This is a genomic window from Actinoplanes xinjiangensis, assembly GCF_003148685.1.
In the GTDB taxonomy this organism is placed as follows: domain Bacteria; phylum Actinomycetota; class Actinomycetes; order Mycobacteriales; family Micromonosporaceae; genus Actinoplanes; species Actinoplanes xinjiangensis.
The window spans coordinates 258,377-281,396 of the sequence record NZ_QGGR01000003.1 but is presented as its reverse complement, the minus strand read 5'-3'; the positions used below and the strand labels follow the sequence as shown (position 1 = coordinate 281,396).

General features: G+C 71.4%; 23 protein-coding genes. 14 read left to right on the top strand and 9 right to left on the bottom strand.

Going from position 1 to position 23,020, the window contains the following annotated elements; genetic code table 11:
* Positions 1-15: 15 nt before the first annotated feature.
* A complete protein-coding gene (locus tag BC793_RS08205; RefSeq protein ID WP_109590890.1) occupies positions 16-483 on the bottom strand; it encodes a hypothetical protein in 468 nt (155 codons plus the stop codon).
* 119 nt (positions 484-602) lie between these two features.
* On the opposite strand from BC793_RS08205, the gene BC793_RS08200 reads away from it, so the two are divergent.
* On the top strand, positions 603-1,697 hold the full coding sequence (locus BC793_RS08200) for a D-alanine--D-alanine ligase family protein (protein ID WP_109590888.1): 1,095 nt from the start codon (positions 603-605) through the stop codon (positions 1,695-1,697).
* A 21-nt stretch (positions 1,698-1,718) separates the two neighbouring features.
* On the opposite strand, the gene BC793_RS08195 is transcribed toward BC793_RS08200, so the two are convergent.
* Both BC793_RS08195 and BC793_RS08190 read right to left on the bottom strand, forming a co-directional pair.
* The gene (locus tag BC793_RS08195) at positions 1,719-2,345 is read right to left on the bottom strand and encodes a DUF3515 domain-containing protein (protein ID WP_109590886.1); all 627 of its coding nucleotides are present in this window, start codon (positions 2,343-2,345) and stop codon (positions 1,719-1,721) included.
* A gap of 2 nt (positions 2,346-2,347) precedes the next feature.
* On the bottom strand, positions 2,348-2,581 hold the full coding sequence (locus BC793_RS08190; protein ID WP_014447186.1) for an Lrp/AsnC ligand binding domain-containing protein: 234 nt from the start codon (positions 2,579-2,581) through the stop codon (positions 2,348-2,350).
* Positions 2,582-2,679: 98 nt separating this feature from the next.
* Between BC793_RS08190 and BC793_RS08185 the strand changes: the two genes are divergently transcribed.
* Both BC793_RS08185 and BC793_RS08180 read left to right on the top strand, forming a co-directional pair.
* Positions 2,680-3,618 carry a thiamine-phosphate kinase gene (locus BC793_RS08185; RefSeq protein ID WP_109590884.1) on the top strand — a complete coding sequence of 313 codons (939 nt, stop codon included), beginning with the start codon at positions 2,680-2,682 and terminating at the stop codon, positions 3,616-3,618.
* Between the two features lie 243 nt (positions 3,619-3,861).
* The gene (locus BC793_RS08180; protein WP_109590882.1) at positions 3,862-4,320 is read left to right on the top strand and encodes a GNAT family N-acetyltransferase; all 459 of its coding nucleotides are present in this window, start codon (positions 3,862-3,864) and stop codon (positions 4,318-4,320) included.
* Positions 4,321-5,037: 717 nt separating this feature from the next.
* Here BC793_RS08180 and rpmB read toward each other — a convergent pair.
* Complete coding sequence (rpmB, locus tag BC793_RS08175; protein ID WP_026207002.1) at positions 5,038-5,229, bottom strand: 50S ribosomal protein L28; 192 nt, start codon at positions 5,227-5,229, stop codon at positions 5,038-5,040.
* Positions 5,230-5,404: 175 nt separating this feature from the next.
* Between rpmB and BC793_RS08170 the strand changes: the two genes are divergently transcribed.
* The gene (locus BC793_RS08170) at positions 5,405-7,276 is read left to right on the top strand and encodes a DAK2 domain-containing protein (RefSeq protein WP_109590880.1); all 1,872 of its coding nucleotides are present in this window, start codon (positions 5,405-5,407) and stop codon (positions 7,274-7,276) included.
* Complete coding sequence (recG, locus tag BC793_RS08165) at positions 7,273-9,447, top strand: ATP-dependent DNA helicase RecG (RefSeq protein ID WP_109590878.1); 2,175 nt, start codon at positions 7,273-7,275, stop codon at positions 9,445-9,447. Before BC793_RS08170 ends, recG begins: the two co-directional genes overlap by 4 nt.
* Positions 9,448-9,503: 56 nt before the next feature.
* On the opposite strand, the gene BC793_RS08160 is transcribed toward recG, so the two are convergent.
* Both BC793_RS08160 and BC793_RS52230 read right to left on the bottom strand, forming a co-directional pair.
* Positions 9,504-10,745 carry a hypothetical protein gene (locus tag BC793_RS08160; protein ID WP_109590876.1) on the bottom strand — a complete coding sequence of 414 codons (1,242 nt, stop codon included), beginning with the start codon at positions 10,743-10,745 and terminating at the stop codon, positions 9,504-9,506.
* Positions 10,746-10,839: 94 nt separating this feature from the next.
* A complete protein-coding gene (locus BC793_RS52230; protein ID WP_275416083.1) occupies positions 10,840-11,841 on the bottom strand; it encodes an LPXTG cell wall anchor domain-containing protein in 1,002 nt (333 codons plus the stop codon).
* A 312-nt stretch (positions 11,842-12,153) separates the two neighbouring features.
* Between BC793_RS52230 and rsmD the strand changes: the two genes are divergently transcribed.
* From rsmD to mutM, 9 genes are all read left to right on the top strand, one after another.
* A complete protein-coding gene (gene rsmD, locus BC793_RS08150; RefSeq protein ID WP_109590872.1) occupies positions 12,154-12,717 on the top strand; it encodes a 16S rRNA (guanine(966)-N(2))-methyltransferase RsmD in 564 nt (187 codons plus the stop codon).
* Complete coding sequence (gene coaD / locus BC793_RS08145; protein WP_109590870.1) at positions 12,714-13,193, top strand: pantetheine-phosphate adenylyltransferase; 480 nt, start codon at positions 12,714-12,716, stop codon at positions 13,191-13,193. Before rsmD ends, coaD begins: the two co-directional genes overlap by 4 nt.
* Positions 13,194-13,258: 65 nt before the next feature.
* Entirely contained in the window at positions 13,259-13,756 is a 498-nt protein-coding gene (locus BC793_RS08140) for a hypothetical protein (RefSeq protein ID WP_093622215.1), read from the top strand.
* Positions 13,757-13,831: 75 nt separating this feature from the next.
* Complete coding sequence (locus tag BC793_RS08135) at positions 13,832-14,395, top strand: YceD family protein (protein ID WP_109590868.1); 564 nt, start codon at positions 13,832-13,834, stop codon at positions 14,393-14,395.
* 5 nt (positions 14,396-14,400) lie between these two features.
* Positions 14,401-14,574, top strand: a complete 174-nt coding sequence (gene rpmF, locus BC793_RS08130; protein ID WP_106316358.1) for a 50S ribosomal protein L32 — start codon at positions 14,401-14,403, stop codon at positions 14,572-14,574.
* 36 nt (positions 14,575-14,610) lie between these two features.
* Complete coding sequence (locus tag BC793_RS08125; protein WP_239169715.1) at positions 14,611-15,573, top strand: phosphate acyltransferase PlsX; 963 nt, start codon at positions 14,611-14,613, stop codon at positions 15,571-15,573.
* Positions 15,570-16,295: a ribonuclease III gene (rnc, locus tag BC793_RS08120; protein ID WP_109590866.1), complete on the top strand. Its 726-nt coding sequence runs from the start codon at positions 15,570-15,572 to the stop codon at positions 16,293-16,295. Before BC793_RS08125 ends, rnc begins: the two co-directional genes overlap by 4 nt.
* Entirely contained in the window at positions 16,292-17,467 is a 1,176-nt protein-coding gene (locus BC793_RS08115; protein ID WP_109590864.1) for a mannosyltransferase family protein, read from the top strand. The genes rnc and BC793_RS08115 overlap by 4 nt, the downstream gene beginning before the upstream one ends.
* Positions 17,468-17,478: 11 nt before the next feature.
* Positions 17,479-18,330, top strand: coding sequence for a bifunctional DNA-formamidopyrimidine glycosylase/DNA-(apurinic or apyrimidinic site) lyase (mutM, locus tag BC793_RS08110; protein WP_109590862.1), 852 nt, complete (start codon positions 17,479-17,481; stop codon positions 18,328-18,330).
* Positions 18,331-18,391: 61 nt separating this feature from the next.
* Here mutM and BC793_RS08105 read toward each other — a convergent pair whose 3' ends face one another.
* Genes BC793_RS08105 through BC793_RS08095 form a run of 3 tightly spaced genes read right to left on the bottom strand, consistent with a single transcriptional unit; the run spans position 18,392 to position 22,640 of the window.
* Complete coding sequence (locus BC793_RS08105; protein WP_109590860.1) at positions 18,392-18,949, bottom strand: spherulation-specific family 4 protein; 558 nt, start codon at positions 18,947-18,949, stop codon at positions 18,392-18,394.
* Complete coding sequence (locus BC793_RS51135) at positions 18,946-21,120, bottom strand: hypothetical protein (protein ID WP_239169709.1); 2,175 nt, start codon at positions 21,118-21,120, stop codon at positions 18,946-18,948. Before BC793_RS51135 ends, BC793_RS08105 begins: the two co-directional genes overlap by 4 nt.
* Positions 21,117-22,640, bottom strand: a complete 1,524-nt coding sequence (locus BC793_RS08095) for a DUF3492 domain-containing protein (RefSeq protein WP_109590858.1) — start codon at positions 22,638-22,640, stop codon at positions 21,117-21,119. The genes BC793_RS51135 and BC793_RS08095 overlap by 4 nt, the downstream gene beginning before the upstream one ends.
* Positions 22,641-23,020 lie beyond the last annotated feature (380 nt).

The following is a 23,020-nucleotide window of genomic DNA, read 5'->3' as shown; positions in this document are numbered from 1 at the left end:
AGCCGGGGACCACTCTCAGCCGTGGGTGGCGACGAAGTCGTGCAGCCAGTCGGGGGCGATGCCGCCGCCCGGCGCGGTACGGCGCAGTGCCTCGCCGGGGCGGATGCCGAGCAGAGCCAGGGTCATCGTCGCCAGCAGCGTCGAGCGGCCGTTGTCGGCGGCCGCCTGGGTGACCACGAACCGGCCCGCGCGAACCTCACGGGCCAGCCGGATGGCGAGGGCGACGACCTGCTTCGCCTCCTGCTGCATCTCCTTCGCCGACGGGGCCGACGTGGCGTCCACCGCCGGTGCGGGCGCCGGGAACGGCACCACCTCGATGCCCGCGGTGTCCGGGCCGGGTGCGGCCGACGAAACCAGTACCTGCACGCCGGCTCTCGCGAGCGCGTCCAGCTCCTGCGGTGACCACGGCTCTTCCGCCGGACGGGCCATCGTCGCCAGCTGACCCGGCCCCGGGCCGGCGATCACGTGGAGTGCTGGAGCCATGAACGCTTCGTCCTCCCTGCCTTGCACGTTCTCAACGGGGCTGTCACGAATCCCCAAGTCGGCTTACGCAGAGTAGGGTCACCCCCGGTACGCCCGCTAGCTGGAAGGCACAGAGAGAAGTGACGTCCCACCGCAAGACCCGCGTCGCGATCGTTTTCGGCGGTCGCAGCACTGAGCACGCCATTTCCTGTGTCAGCGCCGGTGCGATCCTGGGCGCTCTGGACCCGGATCAGTACGAGGTGGTCCCGGTCGGAATCACCCGTGAGGGGCGCTGGGTCCTCGCTTCGGGTGACACGTCTCAGCTGGCGATCAGTGGGCGGAGACTGCCGGAGGTCACCGCGGACTCCGGCACCGCGGTGGTGCTCTCCGCCGACCCGACCTCCGCCGACCTGATCGTGCGGGAGCCGACCGACGGGGTGTCCGAGCTGGCCGGTGTGGACGTGGTGTTCCCGGTGCTGCACGGCGCGTACGGGGAGGACGGCACCATCCAGGGCATGCTGGAGATGGCCGGTATCCCGTACGTGGGTGCCAACGTGTTCGCGTCGGCGGCGGCCATGGACAAGGAGTTCACCAAGAAGCTGGCGGCCGCCGAGGGCATTCCGGTCGGGCCGTACGCGGTGCTCCGCGCCGGGGTCTCGCTGTCCCGGGCCGACAGGGAGCGACTGGGCCTTCCGGTCTTCGTGAAGCCGTCCCGGGCCGGGTCGTCGCTGGGCATCACCAAGGTCACCGACTGGGCCGACCTGGACGACGCCGTCGCCGTGGCCCGCGAGATCGATCCGAAGGTGCTGGTCGAGGCCGCCATCGTGGGCCGGGAGATCGAGTGCGGGGTGCTCGAGGGCGAGGCCGGTGGCGAGCCGGAGGCGTCGGTGCTGTCGGAGATCCACATCGACGACGTCGAATGGTACGACTTCGAGACGAAGTACCTGGTGGGCGGCCGCTACACGGTCCCCGCCGAGCTGCCCGCCGAGGTGACGAGGCAGATCCGCGAATACTCGCTGCGCACCTTCACCGCGCTGGACTGCGCCGGCCTGGCCCGGGTCGACTTCTTCGTGACCGAGGCCGGCGAGGTCTTCCTCAACGAGATCAACACGATGCCGGGGATGACACCGAACTCGATGTTCCCGCGGATGTGGGCGGCGACCGGCCTGGAATACCCCAAGGTCGTGGACCGGCTGATCCGGACGGCTCTGCGCCGCGGCACCGGCCTGCACTGACCGCGGTTACTCGCGGCCCGGTTACTCGCAGCCGCTCGGCATCGTGCCGGCCGCCTTCGACTTGACCGTCGCGACGACCGTGTCGGAGAACTCGTTCGCCCACTGCGCCGGATTCTCATACGACCCCGGCACGGTCACCCGCACGGCGACCTCGCGGTCCATCGTGGTGATGGTGGCCGCGTCGGCGCCGGGGGCCGCATACCAGCAGACGTCGTTCATGATCAGCAGCTCGGTGTCCATGGCGACACAGCCGGGAGTGGTGTCCTCCGGAGTGGTGCACATGATCGGCTGCGGCACGCCGCAGGAGACCGTGACCGGAGGCTCACCGTAGGCGGCGTTCTGCTCCGGGCCGGCGGTCACCTGCCGGCCGGGCAGATCGCGGATCTTCTCCGGCAGCTGGGACGTAACCGCGAGACAGACCCGTGCGGTCCGCTCGTCGAGCCTCGGCGCGTCCATCACCACCGGAGTAGATGGAACCGGAATGGCCGTTTTTTCGGTTTTGTCCGGATTTTCCGGCATGATAGTAAGGAAAGCGACCACGCCGACGATCAGTGTCACCGGAACGGCCACCACCGTCGCCCACAGAGCGGCGGCCCTCCTGGCCGGGTCCTTCTCCGGTGCCTTTTTCGGCGTAACCACATCCACCATAGTCAGAGGTTTACCACGGAGCAGGTGAGCGTCCGCGTGATGCCCGGAACGTACTGGACCTTGCTCACAATCAGTCCACCCAACTCGTCGACCGTGTGCGCCTCGGTCAGCACGACCACGTCATACGGACCGGTCACCGCGTCGACACGCACTACCCCCGGTATCTTCTCGATCGCGGCGGCCACGTCACGGGCCTTACCGACCTCCGTTTGAATGAGGATGTATGCCTGGACCACGATCGACTCCAATCCACCACTTCGTCGGTGATCCCCGGTCGTGAAACTACCGTACGAAGTGACCCGGCAGCGGGACGCCACCATCGAAGGACTTAGACGTGAGCATCGCAGAGGCCGGTGAATTCGGGCTGATCGGCCGAATCGTTCCCCGGCTCGGCATCGGAGAAAGCACCCTGATCGGCCCCGGCGACGACGCCGCCGTGGTCAGAGCACCCGACGGACGGGTGGTCGCCTCCACCGACGTGCTCGTCGAAGGACGCCATTTCCGCCGCGACTGGTGCGGCGCCACCGACGTCGGCCACCGGGCCGCCGCCGCCAACCTCGCCGACATCGCCGCCATGGGCGCCCGGCCCACCTCCCTGCTCGTGGCCCTCTGCGTACCCGTCGGGCTCGACGTCACCTGGGCCGAAGGGCTCGCCGACGGGCTCACCGCCGAAGCCGGGCTCGTCGGCGCCGTCGTCGTCGGCGGCGACACCTCCGCCAGCCCGACCCTCACGATCGCGGTCACCGCCCTCGGCGACCTCGGCGGCATGGCACCGGTCCAGCGTAACGGCGCCAGACCCGGCGACACCCTCGCTCTCGCCGGCCGGATCGGTCACGCGGCCGCCGGCCTCACCGTTCTCTCCCGAGGATTCCGTACGCCCAAACTGCTCGTGGACGCGTACCGCCGGCCGGCCGTCCCGTACGCGTCCGGTCCGGAGGCGGCACGACTCGGAGCCACCTCGATGATCGACGTGTCGGACGGCCTGCTCCAGGACCTCGGGCACGTCGCCACGGCCAGCACCGTCGCCATCGACGTGCACCGGGACGCCTTCGACCTGCCCGACCAGATGCGGGACGCGGCCAAGGCCCTCGGCGTCGACCCGTACCAGTGGCTCCTCGCCGGCGGCGACGACCACCCGCTGGCGGCGACGTTCCCGCCGGGCACCGCATTGCCGCCACACTGGCGCCCCATCGGCACCGTCCACGACGGCGAGGGCGTCACCGTCGACCAGAAACCCTGGACCGGCGGCTCCGGCTGGGACCACTTCCGCTGACCCCACCACCCGTCACCCGCCGCCCAGCCGTTTCCGTCGCCTGCTCCCGCCGCCGCTTCGGCCGCCCGCCCCTTCCGCGCGGGCGTCGGCGGCCGGGAACCGTGCTCGGTGGCGGTCGGCGCGCCGGCTCTGGGTGTGCGGTGGTGAGGGGTGGTTCGGTGGCTGGCAGACGTCCGGTGGTTGTGGCCCCTGGCTCCGGAGGCCGTCTGGCTGCTTGCGCGTGGTGCTGGCTAATCTTGCGGCGTGCAGGACATCAAGATCATCACTGCGGACTTCGACGACCCGGCAGTGCAGGCGCTCGTCGCCGAGAACATGCGCGACCTGTCCGAGCGTTATGGCGGCAGCGGCGACGACACCCCCATCTCGGGCGCCGACTTCACTCCGCCCAAGGGCGCGTTCCTGGTGGCCGTCCTCGGTGAGGAGTTGGTCGCGAGCGCCGGCTGGCGGCGCCACGGCGACGACGCCGAACTCAAGCGCATGTTCACCACCAAGGCCGCCCGGGGCCGGGGCGTGGCCCGCCGGATGCTTTCCCGCATCGAGGAGTCAGCCCGCGAGGCCGGCTGCCACCGGGTCATCCTGGAGACGGGGGACCGCCAACCGGAGGCGATCGCCCTCTACGAGTCGGCCGGCTACACCCGGGTCGAGGACTTCGGCTACTACAAGGACCACGCGGACGTCCTCTCCTTCGGCAAGCCTCTCTGACCGCCCCCTGCCAGAACCTGCCCACTCAGCGCCACCGGCGACTCCCGCCGATCCCGCCCCCCACTCCGACCGCCCCCGCCCGAGACGCCGCTCATGGCCGTCCGCGAGCCTCCGGCTGGCTCCCACCGCTGTTTCCGAGGCTTTGAGACAGCGGTGAGAGCCAGCCGTGATGGTCTGGCTGGTTCCCACCGCTGTTTCCGGGACCGTGAGACAGCGGTGGGAGCCAGCCGTGAACGCCTGGCTGGTTCTGGCTGCTGTTTCCGGGGTCTTGAGGCAGCGGTGGGGGCCAGCCGTGAGGGTCTGGCTGGTTCGCACCGCTGTTTCCGGGGCTTCGAGGCAGCGGTGGGAACCAGCCGTGAACGTCTGGCTGGTTCTGGCCGCTGTTTCCGGGGCTTTGAGGCAGCGGTGGGAGCCAGCTGTGAGGGGCTGGCTGGTTCTGGCTGCTGTTTCCGGGGTCTTGAGGCAGCGGTGAGGGCCAGCCGTGAGGAATGGGCTGGTGTTCGGCGTTGCTCAAGGTGCGGAGGGTGATCTGCCCGACAGGATCGGCTGTCAGGTGGAGGGTCTTGCCTGCGGTCGGGCCCGAAGTTCGGTTCGGGGTGGCCGTTCGGGTTCGGCTTGCGGGCGCCGTATGAGGGCCGGTAAGGCTGGCGGGAAACGGCGAATAGCCGCTGAACCCGAAGGTTCAGCGGCTATTCGAACTGGCCTGTTGAAGCTCGATCAGGCGCGAACAACCTTGCCGGCCTTGATGCACGAGGTGCAGACCTTGAGCTTCTTGGTGGTCCCGCCACCGGCCGGGGTGCGCACCGACTGGATGTTCGGGTTCCAGCGGCGGTTGGTCCGCCGGTGCGAGTGGGACACGTTGTGGCCGAAGCCCGGTCCCTTGCCACAGACGTCGCACACGCTAGCCACGGGATACTCCTGGGTGTGATTCGAAACTGACCTGCTCCAAGGATTTGGAGGCGCCCAGGGAAGCAACGCCCAGGCAACTCGCCGAGCCTACCCGATTCGCTGGGGGGACAGCTAATCGCCCCCGGTCAGGGGTGCGTGCCCGGCGATTGTCAGGGGTGGTTAGTACGATTTTCGCGTGCTGGAGACCCTCGATGCCGCCGCGGTACGCCGCTGGTGTGATGGTGGGCTCGAGGCGCTTCGGGCCCATCAGCGTGAGATCGACGACCTGAACGTCTACCCGGTGCCCGACGGTGACACCGGCACCAACCTGGTCCTCACCCTGACCGCCGCCCACGAGGCGCTGGGGTCGTCCGGCGGCCGTGAGGGGGGTCCGGGTGCCGATGACGGCGGGCGGGACCGCTCCGGTGACGACGGTGTGGCGGGGCTCATGCGGCGGATGGCGCGGGGCGCTCTGCTGGGGGCGCGTGGCAACTCGGGCGTGATCGTCTCGCAGATCCTGCGGGGCATGGCCGACACCTTCGCCGGCGGGGTCGCGGTGCGCGGCAGTGAGCTGGCCCGGGCGTTGCGGATGGCGACGGATGCGGCTTACGCGGCAGTGGCCCGCCCGGTCGAGGGCACCGTGCTCTCGGTGGTGGCGGCCGCGGCGGAGGCCGCCGGCCGGATCAGATCCGACAATCTGGTCATCGTCGCGCGGGCGGCCGCGCGGGCCGCCACCGAGGCACTGGCGCGCACACCGCAGCAGCTTCCCGTCCTCGCGCACGCGGGTGTGGTCGACGCCGGTGGCCGCGGCCTCTGCCTGCTGCTCGACGCCTTGGTCAAGGCGGTCGACACCGGCGACGACGGCTGCGCTCATGCGGTTGCCACCGGCGACGTCTCGGCCGGCGCGGTCGGCACCGGCGGCGCCTTGGCCCACGCGCTCGACACTGCGGGCCAGCCGGTCGACGGCGATAGCGACTCCTTGGCTCAGGCGGGGGAAGCCGGTGCCGGGACTCTCGGCCGTTCACGGGGAATCGGCCCGGCATCCGCCGGCGACGTGGTGGGTGAGCATTCGGCGAGCGGTAGGGCGCCCGAGCGGACGACGGCGGACGGCTTCGGCGCGGCAGGCGGGGCTGGCGGGCACGGTGCGAGTGCGGCAGGGGACGCGGGGTGTTCGGGGTATGGGTATGAGGTGCAGTACCTGTTGGACGCCACCGAGGACGCCGTCGAGCGGCTTCGGGTGACGCTGGACCGGCTGGGGGACTCGCTGGTCGTCGTGGGGACCGGGGACGGGGATCCGCCGACCTGGAACGTGCATGTTCATGTCACCGAGATCGGCCCGGCGATCGAGGCCGGTATCGGGGCCGGTCGGCCGTACCGGATAAACGTCACCCCCCTTGAGGAACGACGGACCGGAAGTGATCAGCGCGGCGCCGTGGTCGTCGCCGCCGGCGACGGGCTCACGGCGTTGTTCGAGGCGGAGGGGGCCGTCGTCGTGGACCGTAATCCGTCGATCGCGGAGATGCTGGCGGCCGTGCACGAGACCGGCGCCCGTTCGGTGGTGCTGCTGCCGAACGACGCGAACACGCATGCGGTCGCGGTCTCGGCGGCCCGGGAGGCGGAGACCACGGGGGTACGGGTGAGCGTCGTCCCGACCCGGTCGCCGGTGCAGGCGCTCGCCGCCCTGGCCGTGCGGGACGTGCAGCGCCCGTTCGCCGAGGACGTGATCGCGATGGCCGAGGCGGCCGGCGCCTGCCGGTACGGCGAGGTGTGCACCGCTCAGCGGGACGCGTTCACGGTGGCCGGCCAGTGCCGCGCCGGTGACCTGCTGGGTCTGGTCGACGGCGAGGTGCACGTGATCGGCCGGGACGTCGCCGAGGTGAGCCGCCGTCTGCTGGACCGGATGCTCGGCGGCGGCGGCGAGTTGGTGACGCTGGTGCTGGGCGCGGACGCCCCGCCCGGGTTCGAGGACGTTCTGAAGGGTCACGTCCACCGCGCGTGGCCGTTCAGTGAGGTGCAGTGCTACGCGGGCGGCCAGCCCCGTTACCACCTGTTGGCAGGAGTCGAATGACCACGACCGACACCCCGTTGACCAAGGTGCTGGGGGCGAAGACCGCCAAGGCGCTGGAGGACCACCTGGAGTTGCGTACGGCCGGTGACCTGATCTATCACTTCCCACGGCGCTACGACCAGCGTGGCGAGCACACCGATCTGCGCAGCCTCGAGGTGGACGAGCAGGTCACCGTGCTGGCGCAGGTGCAGGGCATGAGTGTGAAGCCGATGCGGCAGCGCCGCGGCAACATGCTGGAGGTGACCATCGGTGACGGCTCGGGCGCGACGCTGACGTGCACGTTCTTCAATCAGGCGTGGCGGGAGCGGGAGCTGCGCAAGGGCGTGTGGGGGCTGTTCGCCGGCAAGGTGACCGAGTTCCGTGGCAAGCGGCAGCTGAACGGCCCGGCCTATCAGCTGCTCAGCACGGGCGCCACGAAGGACGACGCCGCCGCGGAGATCGAGGAGTTCGCGGGGGCGCTGATCCCGGTCTATCCGGCGGCGCAGGCGGTGCCGACCTGGGTGATCGCCAAGTGTGTGCGGACGCTGCTGGACACCTTCCAGCCGCCGGACGATCCGATGCCGGCGGAGATCCGGGCGACCCGGAACCTGGTGGGTATCGGGACGGCGCTGCGGGAGATCCACCGGCCGGCCTCCGAGCCGTCGCTGTACTCGGCGAAGCATCGGCTGAAGTGGGATGAGGCGTTCGCCGTACAGCTGACGCTCGTGCAACGGCGGGCGAGGGCGGCCGCGGCGCCCGGCACCGCCCGGCCCCGCGCCGACGCCGGGTTGCTCGTGAAGTTCGACGCGGGTCTGCCGTATGAGCTGACCGAGGGGCAGCGGGAGGTGGGGGAGGAGATCGCGGCGGATCTGGCCCGCCCGCACCCGATGCACCGGCTGCTCCAGGGTGAGGTGGGTTCCGGCAAGACCCTCGTCTCGGTACGCGCGATGTTGCAGGTGGTCGACGCGGGCGGGCAGGCCGCGCTGCTGGCGCCGACCGAGGTGCTGGCCACCCAGCACTTCCGCGGCATCTCCGCCCAGCTGGGCGCGCTGGGCCGGGCCGGTGAGCTGGACGGTGACCCGGAGGGCACGCAGCTCACCCTGGTCACCGGTTCGCTGGGGGCGGCGGCCCGGCGTGCGGCGCTGGCCAAGGTCGCCGACGGGACCGCCGGCATCGTCGTGGGCACCCATGCGCTGCTGTACGAGGGGGTCGACTTCAAAGATCTCGGCCTGGTGGTGGTGGACGAGCAGCACCGGTTCGGGGTGGAGCAGCGGGACGCGCTGCGGGCGAAGGCGGAGCGGCCACCGCACGTGCTGGTGATGACGGCGACGCCGATTCCGCGGACGGTGGCGATGACCGTCTACGGCGACCTGGAGACGTCGGTGCTGTCGCAGCTGCCGCGCGGCCGGTCGCCGATCGCCTCGCACGTCATCCCGGCCCTGGAGAAACCGGCCTACCTGGACCGCGCGTGGGTGCGGATCTCCGAGGAGGTGCGGGCCGGGCATCAGGCGTACGTGGTGTGCCCGCGGATCGGCGAGGACGAGGAGACGCCACCGAAGGACGACGAGCCGTCCCGGCGCCCGTCGCTGGCGGTGACCGAGGTGCTGCCGCTGCTGCGCGACGAGTATCTGAAGGGCCTGCGGATCGCGATGCTGCACGGCCGGATGCCGCCGGACGAGAAGGACGCGGTGATGCGCTCGTTCGCCGCCGGTGACCTGGACGTGCTGGTGGCGACCACGGTCATCGAGGTCGGTGTGGACGTACCCAACTCGACGGTGATGTTGATTCTGGACGCCGACCGGTTCGGGGTGTCGCAGCTGCACCAGCTGCGGGGCCGGGTGGGCCGGGGGTCGGCGCCGGGCATCTGCCTGCTGCACACCGAGGCGGTCGAGGGATCGGCGGCGCGGGAGCGGCTGGACGCGGTGGCCTCGACGACCGACGGTTTCAAGCTGTCCGAAATCGATCTGGAGCAGCGCCGCGAGGGGGACGTGCTGGGCGCGTCGCAGTCCGGTAAGCATTCGCATCTGCGGCTGCTGTCGCTGCTCCGCGACGAGAAGCTGATCAAGGAGGCGCGGGCGGAGGCGTCCGCGCTGATCGGCGACGACCCCGATCTCACCCGGCATCCGGCACTGGCGGCCTCGGTCGCGGCGCTGGTCGACGAGGACCGCGCCGAGTATCTGGAGAAGGGCTGATCTCGTCCGGGCGCGGTGGCAGCCGTTGACGACTGCCGACCGCGCCCGGACAGGACTCAGGCGGTGAAGTTCACCCGGCGGCGACGGGCCAGGATGAACAGCACGGCGCCCGCGACGAGCAGCAGGAACGCGCCACCCGCGACACCGGCGACGGCGGACCCGGTCAGCGGCAGCTCGGGGTCCCCGCCGTCACCGGCGACCGGGGTGGTGGCGACCGGGCTGGTGCTGGTCGAGACGGTCCCGGACGGGGTGGCCGACGGGCTCTCCGACGGGTCGTCGGTCGGCTTGGTGGAGACCGACGCGCTCGGGCTGGGCTCGGAGCACTCGCCCTTCTTGACCTGGACGGTGACCGGCGTGGTGCCGGTGATCTCCGGGTAGGTCACGGTGGCCGTGGTGGCCGTACCGGCCGGGAAGGTGACCAGTTCCGAGACGCCCGGGGCGACGGTCGTGGTCTTGGTCTCGGAGCCGTACTTCACCTCGGCCTTGGCCGGGGTGTTGCCCTCCGGGTTGGTCACCGTGATCGTGACGGTCTTGCAGTCGTTCTCGCCCCCGGCGGTGGGCACGCAGGTCTCCGGGCGCGACCAGCTGTAGGTGAAGTCCGGCAGGCCGGGCGCGGTCACCTTGATCTCGCCGGCGCCGGCCGGGACCTCGACGGTCTCGCCCTTGCCGGCGGCGACCTTGACGGTCTTGTCGAAGCCGGTGCCGGTGACCCGGAACTCGACGTCGTACCTGCTCAGCTTGCCGTTGTTGCTCAGCTGCAGGTCGACGGTGCCGTCGCACTGCGCCACCGGCTGCACGGCCGGCTGCACACAGGCCTTGCTGCCGCCGTTGAACCAGCCGGCCGGGCCCTGCGAGCGGGAACCGGTGCCCTTCTTCTCGCCCAGCTTCCGGTCGCCGTAGTACTCGGTGCCGTCCAGCGGGTCGATGACGTCGTCCTGGCCACCGAAGAAGAGGTCCACCTGCGTGTTGCAGTCCGGAACCGCGACCTCGAGGGTGACGACGCCGTTCTTCTCCTTCAGCGTGCCGGTCTTGCTCTCGAAGACGTACTGCGGCGTCGCGAACTGGGGCTTCGGCGCGAAGTAGGACACCAGGGTGACCTCTTCGGCGACGTCCAGATCCTTGTTGGGGGTGATCGTGGCGGTCGCGATGCCGCCGTCGATGGTGAAGGTGTGCGTGAACAGGTAGGGCTTGTCGGCGCCGCGTGGGGTGGCGCCGGCAGGGTTCGCGAAGGCCGTCAGGCCGAGCAGCGCGCCGGCCAGGACGGCCAGGACACGACGCCCGCGAGGGGTTTTGTTCATCTGTTCTCCGTTGAGGGGAAATGGGGCGGGGGCGCGCCGAATCAGATTCGACGCGCCCCCGGTTGGTGCTGTTGTCAGGTGGTGCCAGCCTTGATCAGGCGGTGAACTTCACCTTGCGGCGGCGAGCGACGAAGAACAGCGCGCCACCGATGGCCAGCAGGCCCGCGGCGCCGGCGGCGACGCCACCCGCGGCGGCACCGGTGACGGGCAGGCCGCCACCCTCACCGTCGTCGCAGCCCTCGGCCGGCTCGGTCCACGGGACGTCGGTGGAGCTGGAGTACTTGACGCCCTTGAACTCGACGGTGAAGGTCACCTTGACCGAGAAGCCCTCGGTGGCGCTGAACTTCTCGGCCTTCGACTCACCGGGCTTGACGACCAGGGTGCGCTTCTCGCCCTTGCTGGTCTCGTACTCGATGGTGAAGGGGGTCGAGTTGTTGGTGTTGTCGACGCCGATCGAGATGGTGTCGCAGTCCATCTCGAGGATCGGCTCGGCCGGGACGTCCTCCGGGATCTCCAGCGGCGGGGTGCTCGGGTTCTCGGCCGGGACGCTCGGGTCCTCGGACGGGGTGCTCGGCTCCTCCGACGGGGTGCTGGGCTCCTCCGACGGGGTGCTCGGCTTGTCGGTCGGGGTGCTCGGCTCGTCCGTGGGCGGCTTCTCGGTCTCTTTGCACTCGCCCTTGAAGGTGACGTTGCCGGTGGCCGGCTTGCCGTCGAAGTACGACGGGTCGTTCCACTTGGCCACGACGGTCAGCGAGGCCTGCTTGGCGTCGCCGGGGACGATCTGCTGCGAGGTGATCGGCACGCCGGCAGGCACGGGCGCGCCGTCGACGACGAGGTTCTTGTTGCTCAGCGAGGTGCCGGCCGGAAGCGCGTCCACCGTGGTGAACGTGGCGGTCTGGTTGGGGCTGCGGCCGTCACCGATGGCGTTGACCGTCCAGTCGACGACCCAGTTGCCGTCCACACAGTTGGCATCGCCCGCGATCGTGCTGTGGTGGGCGAAGGCCGGGGTTGCGAACACCGCGACGCCGGCGAGCCCGATGAGGGACCCGGCGGCGAGGGCGGACACCCGGCGGAGCGGGGACTTGGACACGTTCACGCCATCTCCTGTATAGGGGGTAGTAAAGGAGCGCGCGAGGAGAACAGCAGCAGTCGCTGGTGGATTGAGCGAGTCTGCGACGACGCCTCCCCGCGTCATCGGCGGGGACGATAGAACGCCACCGCAACGTCGCCCGACCATAGTCACTTCAGGAGATCAAAGAAACGTCTCAGCGTCCGCTAATGCTGTTGTTGCAGATTCGAGATCTTCGCTGCACTGAACGGAACCGTAGCGTCGCCCGCAGTGCCCATGGGGAGGGAAAAGTTCACGCCACGGTGGCCCCTCGGGGCTGGTGAAGTAGCGTCCCCTGTGATGACAAGGATTATCGCGGGCGCACACGGCGGCCGGCGGCTGTCGGCTCCGCCGGGCGCGCACACCAGGCCCACATCGGACCGTGTTCGGGAAGCCTTTTTCAGCACTCTCGACACCATGACCGATTTGTCGGACACGCGGTTCGCTGACCTCTACGCCGGATCCGGCGCGATAGGACTCGAGGCGCTCTCCCGGGGTGCCGCGCACGCGCTCCTGGTCGAGGCGGACGGCAAGGCGGCCCGGGCCATCCGGGACAACATCGTCGCCCTCCGGGTCGGCCCGGCGGCCAAACTGGTCACCGGCAAGGTGTTGCAGGCGCTCGCGGACCCGCCGGCGGGCGGACCGTACGACGTGGTCTTCGCCGATCCGCCGTACGCGCTGGGCGACGACGAGATCACGACCGTGCAGGAGGAGCTGGTGGCCAACGGATGGCTGTCGCCGGACGCCGTGGTGATTTTCGAGCGGTCCACTCGCGGTGAGCCGCTGAGCTGGGTGGACGGTCTAGCTGGGGACCGTACCCGGCGTTATGGCGAGACCACGCTTTGGTACGGTCGCCGATCATGAGACGAGCGGTGTGTCCAGGCTCCTTCGACCCGGTCACGAACGGGCACCTCGACATCATCGGACGGGCCAGCCGGCTCTTCGACGAGGTCATCATCGGAGTCCTCATCAACCAGTCGAAGACCGGGCTGTTCACCATCGAGGAGCGCATGGAGATGCTCCGCGAGGCGACGGCGCAGTACGGCAACGTGCGGGTCGCGTCCTTCCACGGCCTGCTCGTCGACTTCTGCCGGGCGCAGGGTGCCGCGGTCGTGGTCAAGGGCCTGCGGGCGGTCAGCGACTTCGACTACGAGTTGCAGATGGCGCAGATGAACATCGGGCTCTCCGGTGTGGAGACGCTTTTCATGCCGACCAACCCGCTCTACTCGTTCCTGTCCTCCAGCCTGGTCAAGGACGTGGTCAAGTGGGGTGGCGACGCCTCGTCGTACCTGCCGGACAATGTGCTGGCTCGCCTGGTGGGCCGGTTGAAGCAGAATTAGGCGGCTTGGCAGTAACGTGATCGCACCACGCTGGGTGGCGGTTCGACGACGGGAGTGAGGCACCGGTGGATCCGCTCGACCGTATCGACGAGCTCATCGAGCTCGTCCAGGACGCGCGCTCCGTGCCGATGTCGCGGACGAACTTCATGTTCGACCGCGGCGAGATGATCGAGCGGCTCGAGGAGCTTCGCGCCGAGCTGCCCTCGGAGCTGCGCAAGGCGGCCGCGGTCCTGGACGAGCGGGACCGGATCGTCGACGCCGGCCGGCGTGAGGCCGACCGGATCGTCAGCGAGGGCGAGAGCGAGCACGCCCGCCTGGTCTCGGTGAACGAGATCACGGTCTCGGCCGAGCACGAGGGCGCACGGATCATCGCCGAGGCACGGACCGAGGCACAGCGGCTGCGTGAGGAGGTCGACGACTACGTCGACACCGCGCTGGCCAACTTCGAGCAGTTCCTGACCCGGGCGCTGGCATCGATCGAGCGTGGGCGTGACAAGATGCATGCGCTGCGCGAGATCGGCACCTTCCAGGGTGAGGATGCCGAGCGGCCGCTCCCCTTCTGAGACGGGGCCGATTCGACGACGTCCTACAAGCTCAGGTAATGTTTTCGGTCGGCCTACCATGGCTGAGGAATAACGATGCCCAAGTCACCACAGAGCCACCTGGACCCCAGGCAACCGCTGGTCGTCGACACGACGAAACTGCCGCGGCAGCCTGGTGCGACGCGTGCCCTGAATCGGGTGGTGCCGGCCCCGGCGGACCTCGGCCTGGAACTGATCTCGGTTCCGTCAGGGTCCGACCTCACGCTCGACATGAGCATGACGTCGGTCTCCGAGGGGGTCTACGTCAGTGGCACCGCCACGGGCTCGCTCACCGGCGAGTGCGGGCGTTGCCTCAACGAGATCGACAAGTCGTTCGTGATCTCCATCGCGGAGTTGTTCGCCTACGCGGACAGCACCACGGAGGAGACCACCGACTCCGACGAGGTCGGCCGGATGCAGGGCGACCTGCTGGACCTGGAGCCGGCGATTCGGGACGCGATCGTCCTGATGCTGCCGACCAATCCGCTCTGCCGCCCGGACTGCCCAGGGTTGTGCCCCGACTGCGGGGTGCACTTCGACGACCTTCCGGCTGACCACAGCCACGAGGAGATCGACGCCCGCTGGGCCGCTTTGCGCAACCTGTCAAACAACAAGGAGTAGGAACCGTGGCCGTCCCCAAGCGCAAGATGTCGCGCAGCAACACCCGCTCGCGCCGGGCGAACTGGAAGGCGACCGCGGTGGTTACCGCGGCCTGCTCCCAGTGCAAGTCGCCGAAGCTGCCGCACGCCGCCTGCCCGGTCTGCGGCACCTACAACGGCCGCCAGGTCCTCGAGGTCTGACGTCGCCGCGTGACGCGCCCGATCATCGGGCGGGTCGTGCCCGAGCGGTGGCGAACCACCGGTGCCACGGCTCCTGGACAGCGCACTGTCGGGGAGCCGGGCACCGCGCGGATCGCCGTCGACCTCCTCGGCGGGGACCAGGCTCCCGCCGTCGTGGTTGACGGCGCTCTGCGTGCTTGCAAGGCAGACCCGGCCCTGCACCTGACGCTGGTCGGCCCGGCTGATGCCGCCGACTCGGTTCTGGCCGCCCTGAAACCGGGCGACCGCCGCCGCATCACCACCGTCCCCGCCCCGGCCGATGCCGTCGGCGCCGCGGTGCGCGCCCTCGCCGAGGGCCGTGCCGACGCCCTCGTCTCCGCCGGTGACACCCGGGCCACGGTGCTCTCCGCCGCCCGGGAACTGGGTCGCTGGCCGGGAGTCCGCCGGCCCGCGCTGACCGCCGTACTGCCCACGGCCGCCGGCCGTCTCGTCCTGCTCGACGTGGGTTCGTCCGTCGACCCCGACGAGGAGACCCTCGCGTGGCACGCCCGGCTCGGTGCGGCGTACGCCTCGATCGTTCTTCGCATGCCCACACCCCGTGTGGGGCTTCTCACCATCGGCACCGAGCCCGGCAAGGGCGACCGCCTGCGCCGGGCCCTGCCCGCCCAGCTCGTCGACCTGCCGTTGCCGGGCGGTGCCCGTTACGCCGGCCTGGTCGAGGGCAGCGACATCGTGCTGGGCCGGGCCGCCGACGTCGTGGTGACCGACGGATTCACTGGAAATGTCCTGCTCAAAGGGCTGGAAACGGCGTACGCGCTGTCCGGCCCGCCCTCCCGGAACACTGATCCACCGGCCCGGGCGGCGCTGCTGCTCGGCGTCTCCGGCACGGTCGTCGTCTGCCACGGCGCGGCCACCGGTCCGGATCTCGCCGCGGGCATCGCGCTCGCGGCCGACCTGCACCGCCGCAACTCGGTCGCGGCGATCGCCGATTCTCTGAGCGCTCAGCGAGGTATCGCATGATTGACAAGCGTCGTCGCCCCTCCACTGAACCGCTGGAGGAGGCGTTCGGGGTGCCGTTCAAGCCGGAGCTGCTGGAACGCGCACTGACCCACCGTTCGTTCGCCTACGAGAACGGCGGCCTGCCGACCAACGAGCGCCTGGAGTTCCTCGGCGACTCGGTCCTCGGCGTGGTGATCACGTCCGCTCTCTTCCACAACCACCCGGACCTGCCCGAGGGGCAGCTCGCCAAGCTGCGGGCCAGCGTGGTCAACATGCACGCGCTGGCCGACGTGGCGCGGGGCCTGGGCCCGGAGGGTCTCGGCCCGCATCTGCTGCTCGGCAAGGGCGAGGAGACCACCGGCGGACGGGACAAGGCGAGCATCCTGGCCGACACTCTGGAGGCCCTGCTCGGTGCGATCTATCTGGAGCACGGGCTGGAGATCGCCGGCGAGGTGATCCACCGGCTGTTCGACCCGCTGATGGCCGAGTCGGCGGGCCGGGGCGCCGCGCTGGACTGGAAGACCAGCCTCCAGGAGCTGACCGCGGCGCTGGGCCTGGGCGTGCCGGACTACGAGATCGAGGATTCCGGCCCGGATCACGCGAAGACGTTCACTGCCTGGGTGGTCGTCGCCGGCGAGCGGTACGGCGGCTCCGAGGGCCGCAGCAAGAAGCAGGCCGAGCAGCGGGCCGCCGCCGCGGCGTGGCGGACCTTGACGGAGCAGTCCGAGAAGACCGAGTCATGACCGCTCTCACAGAGACTCCCACCAAGGAAGATCTGTGGGACAGAGCGGGCGGGCTGAACGGCATCGGCGCGGCGGTCGGGATCCTCGCCGCCACCCGGGTCGGCCAGCTCGTGATGATCTGGTGGTTGAACGGCGGTGTCGCCGAGCCCCGCTCGCTCTGGGAACGGCTCCTCATCTGGGACGCCGGCTGGTTCCTGCGGGTCGCCATGGACGGTTATCCGGAGGGCTACACCTACGGCGCCTCCGGTCAGCTCGAAGGCAACGAACTCGCCTTCTTCCCGGTCTACCCGATGCTCATCCGGCTCGGTGCCGCCATCGGCATCGACCCGAGTGTGGCCGCCCTCACCGTGGCCTGGCTCGCCTCCGTCTGTGCCGCGATCGCCCTGCACCTGCTGGGATCGTCGCTCTACGGTAAGCGGGCCGGCTGGGCCCTGGTCGCGATCTGCTGCTCGGCCCCGGCCTCCGTGGTGCTGTCCATGGCGTACTCGGAGAGCCTCTTCATCGCCCTCGTCGCCGGCATGTTCGTCGCCGCGCACCGCCGGGTCTGGTGGGCGGCCGGCCTGCTCGGTCTGCTCACCGCGCTGAGCCGGCCCACCGGTGCCGCCGCCGCGCTCGGTCTCGCCGTGGCCGCGCTGCTCGCCCTCAGGCGCGACGACCAGCACGACGGCCAGCCGACGTGGAAGCCGCTCACCGCGGCCGCGGTCGCGCTCGCCGGGGTGCCGCTCTACCTCGGCTGGGTCGCCTACCGGGTCGGTGACCTCACCGCCTGGTTCAAGATCCAGACCGCGGGCTGGGGCACCTCGTTCGACTACGGCGCCAGCACCGGGAAGTTCCTCTGGACCACGCTGCGCTCCGGCGACGGCTGGGTCCCGATGAGCGTCGCGCTGATCCTGCTGGCGGCACTCGCCGCGGCCGGGGTGGCGCTGGCCGGGAAACCGTGGCTCCCGATCGCCGTCTACGGCGTGGTCGCGATGATCCTCGTCTACGGCCAGGCCGGCTTCTACCACTCCAAGCCGCGGCTGTTGCTGCCCGTACTGTTGACGCTGCTGCCCGCCGTAGTGGCGGCCGCCCGCGCCCGCCCCCGGGTCGCGGTCCTGTCGATCACCGCGTGGGCGCTGTTCGGTCTCTGGTACGGCGCCTACCTGGTGACCGTCTGGCCGTACACGTTGTAAAGGACCGTGAAGTGCCCGAACTTCCCGAGGTCGAGACCGTCCGCATGGGCCTGGCGAAGTGGGTGACCGGCCGCACCATCGCCACCGCCGAGGTGCTGCACCCGCGCGCGATCCGCCGGCACCTGCCCGGCGACGCCCACTTCGCCGCCGTCCTCGCCGGGCGTACCGTGCTGGACGTCTCCCGTCGTGGCAAATATCTGTGGCTGCCGCTCGACTCCGGGGACGCCGTCATCGGTCACCTCGGCATGTCCGGCCAGCTGCTGATGCAGCCCGCCGACGCGGCCGACGAGAAACATCTGCGGGTCCGGTTCACCTTCACCGACGGTGGACCCCAGCTGCGGTTCGTCGATCAGCGCACGTTCGGCGGCCTGTCGGTCTCCGAGGGCGGCGCCGAGTTGCCCGACGAGATCTCGCACATCGCCCGGGACCCGATGGACCCGCTCTTCGACGACGAGGCCTTCAACGCCCGCATGCGCGGCCGGCACACCGAGGTCAAACGCGCCCTGCTCGACCAGACCCTGATCTCCGGTGTCGGCAACATCTACGCCGACGAGGCCCTGTGGCGTGCCGGACTGCATGGCACCCGCCCCACCGATCAGCTCACCCGGCCGGCCGTCGCCCGCCTGCTGGGCCACGTGCGTGACGTCCTCGGCGAGGCGATCGTCGCCGGCGGCACCAGCTTCGACGAGCTGTATGTCGACGTCAACGGCGAGAGCGGCTACTTCGACCGCTCCCTCAACGCCTACGGCCGCGAGAACGAGCCCTGTCACCGGTGCGGTGCCGTCATCCGGCGCGAGCAGTTCATGAACCGCTCCAGCTTCAGCTGTCCCCGCTGCCAGCCCCGGCCCCGGAAAGCCGTCTGACGAGCCGGTCGGGTGGAGTCGCGCCGTACCTGTTCCGCGCGACTCCACACCGCGGGCCGGCTCAGCCGGGAGTGGCCGGGGCGGGGGTCGCGGCCACCCGGGGGCCGGCGTCCGTGGCCAGCCCGAACCCGGCTCCCCGCCGGCCCATCAGGCGGCGGGCGGCGGTGAGCAACGGCGCGGGCACCCCGTGCACGATGTGGCCGTCGCCGGGTCGTACCCCGTCGCCGTCCCAGCTCTGATAGGCCGACCACGGTCCTTCGAAGGTGCAGATCCGCACACCGAGGTCCCGGTAGAGCGGATGCGTCGGCACCCCCGGATTGAGCACGACCCGGTGCAGGCCGCGCCGGGCGGCGAGGCGGACGGTCAGGGCGACCGGGCCCACTCCTCCCGAGCCGGCCGGCGCACGGTCGAGGAACAGTCCCTCGACCCCGTCGGCACGCCAGGCGTCGACGTCGGCGAGGACGTCGGCGAGGGAACGGCTGCCCCAGTCCAGGTCGATGCGGCCGAGTGACTGGTGGAGTGTGCGGCGGTCGCCGGGCTGTTCGCGGACGATCCAGGTGTCGGCGTCCAGTTCCAGCTCGGGCGACGGGTGGGCGTACGGGGGGAACAGGGTTTTCACGGCGTCCTCCGTAGGTCGGCGGCGGTCAGGGCGACGATGAGCAGGCCGGCCAGATGGGTCGCGGCGAGTACCGCGACGGCGGCGGGCAGGAGCCCGGCCGGTGGGGCGGCCACCGCCAGCACGGCGGCGGCCAGGGGCGGGATGGCGGCGAGGGTCGCGGCGATCCCGTGCCGGGTGCGTGCGGCCAGTAGGAAGGTGACCGCGAACACCCCGCCGAGCAGGGTGGCGGCGGCGAGTGCGAGAACGGCCTCCCGGGCGCCGGGGACGGCCGAGAACCCGTACGGCAGCCGGTACGCGGCGACCAGCAGCGCGCACCCGGCGACGAGTGGCGGCAGCAGCCCGGCCAGGGTGATGGCGGTGACGTTGCGTACGTGCCGGTCGAACTCCTCGGGCGTCTCGGCGGAGTCCAGACCGGCGTTGAGCCGGTCGGTGTGCCAGCCGATCAGTCCTTCGAGCAGTGGCACGGCGAGCAGCAGCGGCAGGGCGGCGGGCAGTGGCATGACGGCCGGGCCGCCGCGCCACAGCAGGACCACGGACACCGCCTGCGCGGCCCCGATGATCAGGTAGGCGAACGCCCGCCGGCGGTCGGCGGCGGTGAACCTCCCCGGGCGGGTGCCGGCGGAGACGGCACGCTGCCCGCGGACGGGGGCGGCGCTCACCCGCGGGTCGCCGGCGGCGGATGCCGGGCGCCTGGTGCGGGTCGCCGAGGCGGGCAGCAGCGCGGGACGGAACGCCCGGACGGCGACCGCCACCATCGCCGCCGGCAGCAGTGTCTGCACCGGGACGGCGGCGGCTTCGGGGACTCCGGCGGCGTCGGCCATGACGGCGGCGGCGAGCAGCCAGCACGGCACGTACCAGCCGGCGATCACACCTTCGGCCCGGGTGACGAGCGCGGCGGTGACGGTGGCGAGGGTGACCAGCCCGCCGACGCCGGCGGTCGCGGCGAGCAGGCGGTTCGGACCGAGGAGGGCGTCCGGCGCGATCCACACGAGCGCGCACCAGAGCCCGACGACCGCGGCGAACCCGGCGCCGACGGTGCGGGCCGCGGCGGCCGGCCCACCACGGCCGGTGACGGTCACTCCGATGCTGGTCAGGCCCTGGGCGGCGGTCCATCCGAGCAGGACCATCACGGCGGGCACCGGCCACGCCACCCGGCCGAGCGGTTCGGCGGCGGCGATCGCGACGCTCAGCGCGCCGAGGTAGAGCCCACACCGGACCATGGCGGCGTTCAGATAGCCGCTTCGCGTCCGCCGCGCATGCGACCAGCGGCCGATGTGCCGCCGTCCCGCTTTCCGGCGGTCCTTGACACCCCTGCGACGGTACGAACCACGCCCCCCACCATCGGCGCAAGAGGCCTCCTCGTCGTCCGGTTCCCCATCGTCGAGTGCGCGCCACAACTCGTCGACGTACGCGTCCACGGCGTCGGCCCCCGCCGCTCCCGAGGGCCCGGACCCGGCCGAACCGATCTCGGCCCGGCGTTCGGAGGTGTCGGCCCACCCACCGGTACCCCCGGCCGGATCACCCCAGCCACCCGCCGTGCCGGTGCCGCCGGCCCAGGCGTCGTCGGCCCGGGCGTTCGGCCCGATGTGGTCGGTCCAGCCGCCGGCCGGGACGGCACCGTCGTCCCGGATGCCGTAGGGCAGGACGTTCACACCGGTGTGGTCGGTCCAGCCGCCGGCCGGGACGGCGCCGTCGTCGCGGATGCCGTGCGGCACGACGTTCACGCCGGTGTGGTCGGTCCAGTCGCTCAGCGGGGTGAAGTCCCCGCCGGCCGGCTCCGCCCACCCTGTCGCGGGGGTGTTCTCCGCCCAGGCGTTCCGACCGCCCCGGTGTCTCTCGTCCTCGGGTGCCGCCCACAGGCTCCGGCGGTCCACCACCCCCGGGTCCCCGAGCGGGCCGGTGCTCCCGGCCGGCAGCGCCTGCCGTGTGCTGGTGGCCCACGGGTTCCAGGCCGGCGCCGGGAATGCGACGTCGGTGTCCGCGGCGGCCGTGGTGTCGTCCGGGACCGGCTCGTCGGCGGCGTGCCGTCCGCCCCGCCGTCGCGGCGGGGCGAGTTCGGGCTGGCCGGGTGCGGCGTGGCGGGGTTCCCCGGCGGCGTTCTGGTTCTGCCGGCGGCGGATGCGGTTGCGGGCGGTACGTGTGGTGGCGTTCCCGCGCGGTGTGATGGTCATGAGGTCTCCCGGGTGAGCCAGCGCACGGTGGCCGGCGTCGTGGTGCGGGGCGCGGGAACGGTGAGCGCCAGTTCGAAGGCCGTCGCCGGGGGTGGCGCGGCCAGGTCGGTGTAGAGCGCGCCGTACACCCGGACGACCCGGTCGACGGTGAAGTGGCTGAGGGCGCGCTGGCGGGCGGCATCGCCGAGGGCTCGCCGTCGCCCGGGGGCGCGGAGCAGGCCGACGATGGCGATGGCGAGTTCGGACGGGTCGCCGGCGGGGACGAGGATCCCGGTGGCGCCGAGGGTCTCGGCGGCGGGCCCGACGTCGACGCCGACGACGGCGCGGCCGGACATCATGGCCTCGACGAGCCGGTACGGCGGGTCGGCGGGCCCGGGGACGTGCGCGACGACCTGGCCGACGGTGTACCGGTCGCGGGGGTCGGCGGGCAGCGGGTGCAGCCGGATGGTCCGCCCCAGCCCGGTCCGCTCGATCTGTTCGGCACAGTGCTCCTCGTGGGCGGCGGTGACGCCGACGAGGTGCAGCACCACACCGGGGACGGCGGCGGCGACCTCGGTGAACGCTTCGAGCACCAGGCCGAGTCCGCTGTCGGGGCCGCCGCTGCCGGCCCACACGACGGTGGGGGTCTCGGCGACCTCGGCGGCACCGGGGTATTCGCGCGGGTCGACGCCGGCGGGCACCTGGACGAGCCGGGTGGGCGCCGCGCCGTGGCCGAGGGCCCATCCGTGGTGGTAGGTGCTGAGCGGCGCGATCAGCTCGGCCTCGGTGTAGCCGGTGCGGGCGACGGCGATCCGGAACCGCCGCAGCACGGTGCGGACGCTGGGGGACAGCCGGTCCTCGGCGGGCCGCTGCCGGGGTACGGCGGCGCGCGCCTCGGTGAGCAGCAGTGGCGTGCCGGCGCGCCAGTGGCCGGCGAGCGCGGCGAGCAGCGGGGTGGTGCCGCCGACGCAGTGGACGAGTTCGACCTCGGGCACCGGCACGGTGACGGCGCGCAGGGCGTGGCGGAGCAGCGTGGCCGCGGTCCGTGCGTCGCGCACGCTGAGCCGGGGCAGTGGCGTGCCGTCGGCGGTGTGCGCCGGTCGTTGCCGCCAGGCGTCCTGGAGGGCGTCGGTGAGCGGCAGCGCGGCCAGCGGGTCGGTGTCGTCGCCGGGCGGGCAGAGCCCGGTGAGGCGCCGGAGGCCGTCGGCGAACAGGGCGGTGACCGGTGTCTCGTCGGCGAGCAGACCGCGGCAGAGCAGGGCGGCGGCATCGGCCGCACCGTCGGGCACCGGGCCGCGCCGCCGTTCGGCACGGGCCGGGTCCCGGCCCAGCGCGGCGGCGTGCGCGGAGCCGACATTGAACGGGAGCGGGTACGCGGGTGCGGACGGTAGTTCACGGTCCGTGACGGTCAGCAACTCGAAGCGGAACCGGCGCAGCCCCTCGACGAGGGTCCGGCACCATCCTCCGAGGGCGTCCCGCCGGTACGGGTACCCGCCGCCGGTGAGCAGACAGATGCGCTCGCGCGACGGGGTCGGATTCACGCTGGAGGCAACGAGACAAACCGGCGAAGTTGCTGGAGCATGTCGGCTAGGCGACACAATTACGTACCTTTTAGCACTATTTGTCAGCCGTGTTTGCCCGTTTTTGCCCGAAAGGCCACGACGTGCGAGCCGAGATGGCGGGCTCCGTGCCGCCCGCGTCGGCCCCGCTCGTCGATCCGTCGCGCCACCATCCCCGGAACGGCGTCCGGTGACCCGGAGTCCCGTGCCGGAGACCCTCCGTACGACATTGGGCGCCGGCCGGCCGTACGGAAGGGGACGAGCGCACCCGAGTACGTCGGATCTTGCGAAAACGGACCCCTCTTGACGAGATCGACATGCCCGCGAAAGATGTATAAGACCTGGTGGGATACCCCTGAGGT

Coding starts and splice junctions, on each gene's coding strand:
- BC793_RS08205 (WP_109590890.1), bottom strand. CDS start 483: ATGGCTCCAGCACTCCACGTGATCGCCGGCCCGGGGCCGGGTCAGCTG.
- BC793_RS08195 (WP_109590886.1), bottom strand. CDS start 2,345: ATGGTGGATGTGGTTACGCCGAAAAAGGCACCGGAGAAGGACCCGGCC.
- recG (WP_109590878.1), top strand. CDS start 7,273: ATGACCACGACCGACACCCCGTTGACCAAGGTGCTGGGGGCGAAGACC.
- BC793_RS08160 (WP_109590876.1), bottom strand. CDS start 10,745: ATGAACAAAACCCCTCGCGGGCGTCGTGTCCTGGCCGTCCTGGCCGGC.
- rsmD (WP_109590872.1), top strand. CDS start 12,154: ATGACAAGGATTATCGCGGGCGCACACGGCGGCCGGCGGCTGTCGGCT.
- coaD (WP_109590870.1), top strand. CDS start 12,714: ATGAGACGAGCGGTGTGTCCAGGCTCCTTCGACCCGGTCACGAACGGG.
- BC793_RS08135 (WP_109590868.1), top strand. CDS start 13,832: ATGCCCAAGTCACCACAGAGCCACCTGGACCCCAGGCAACCGCTGGTC.
- rnc (WP_109590866.1), top strand. CDS start 15,570: ATGATTGACAAGCGTCGTCGCCCCTCCACTGAACCGCTGGAGGAGGCG.
- BC793_RS08115 (WP_109590864.1), top strand. CDS start 16,292: ATGACCGCTCTCACAGAGACTCCCACCAAGGAAGATCTGTGGGACAGA.
- BC793_RS51135 (WP_239169709.1), bottom strand. CDS start 21,120: ATGACCATCACACCGCGCGGGAACGCCACCACACGTACCGCCCGCAAC.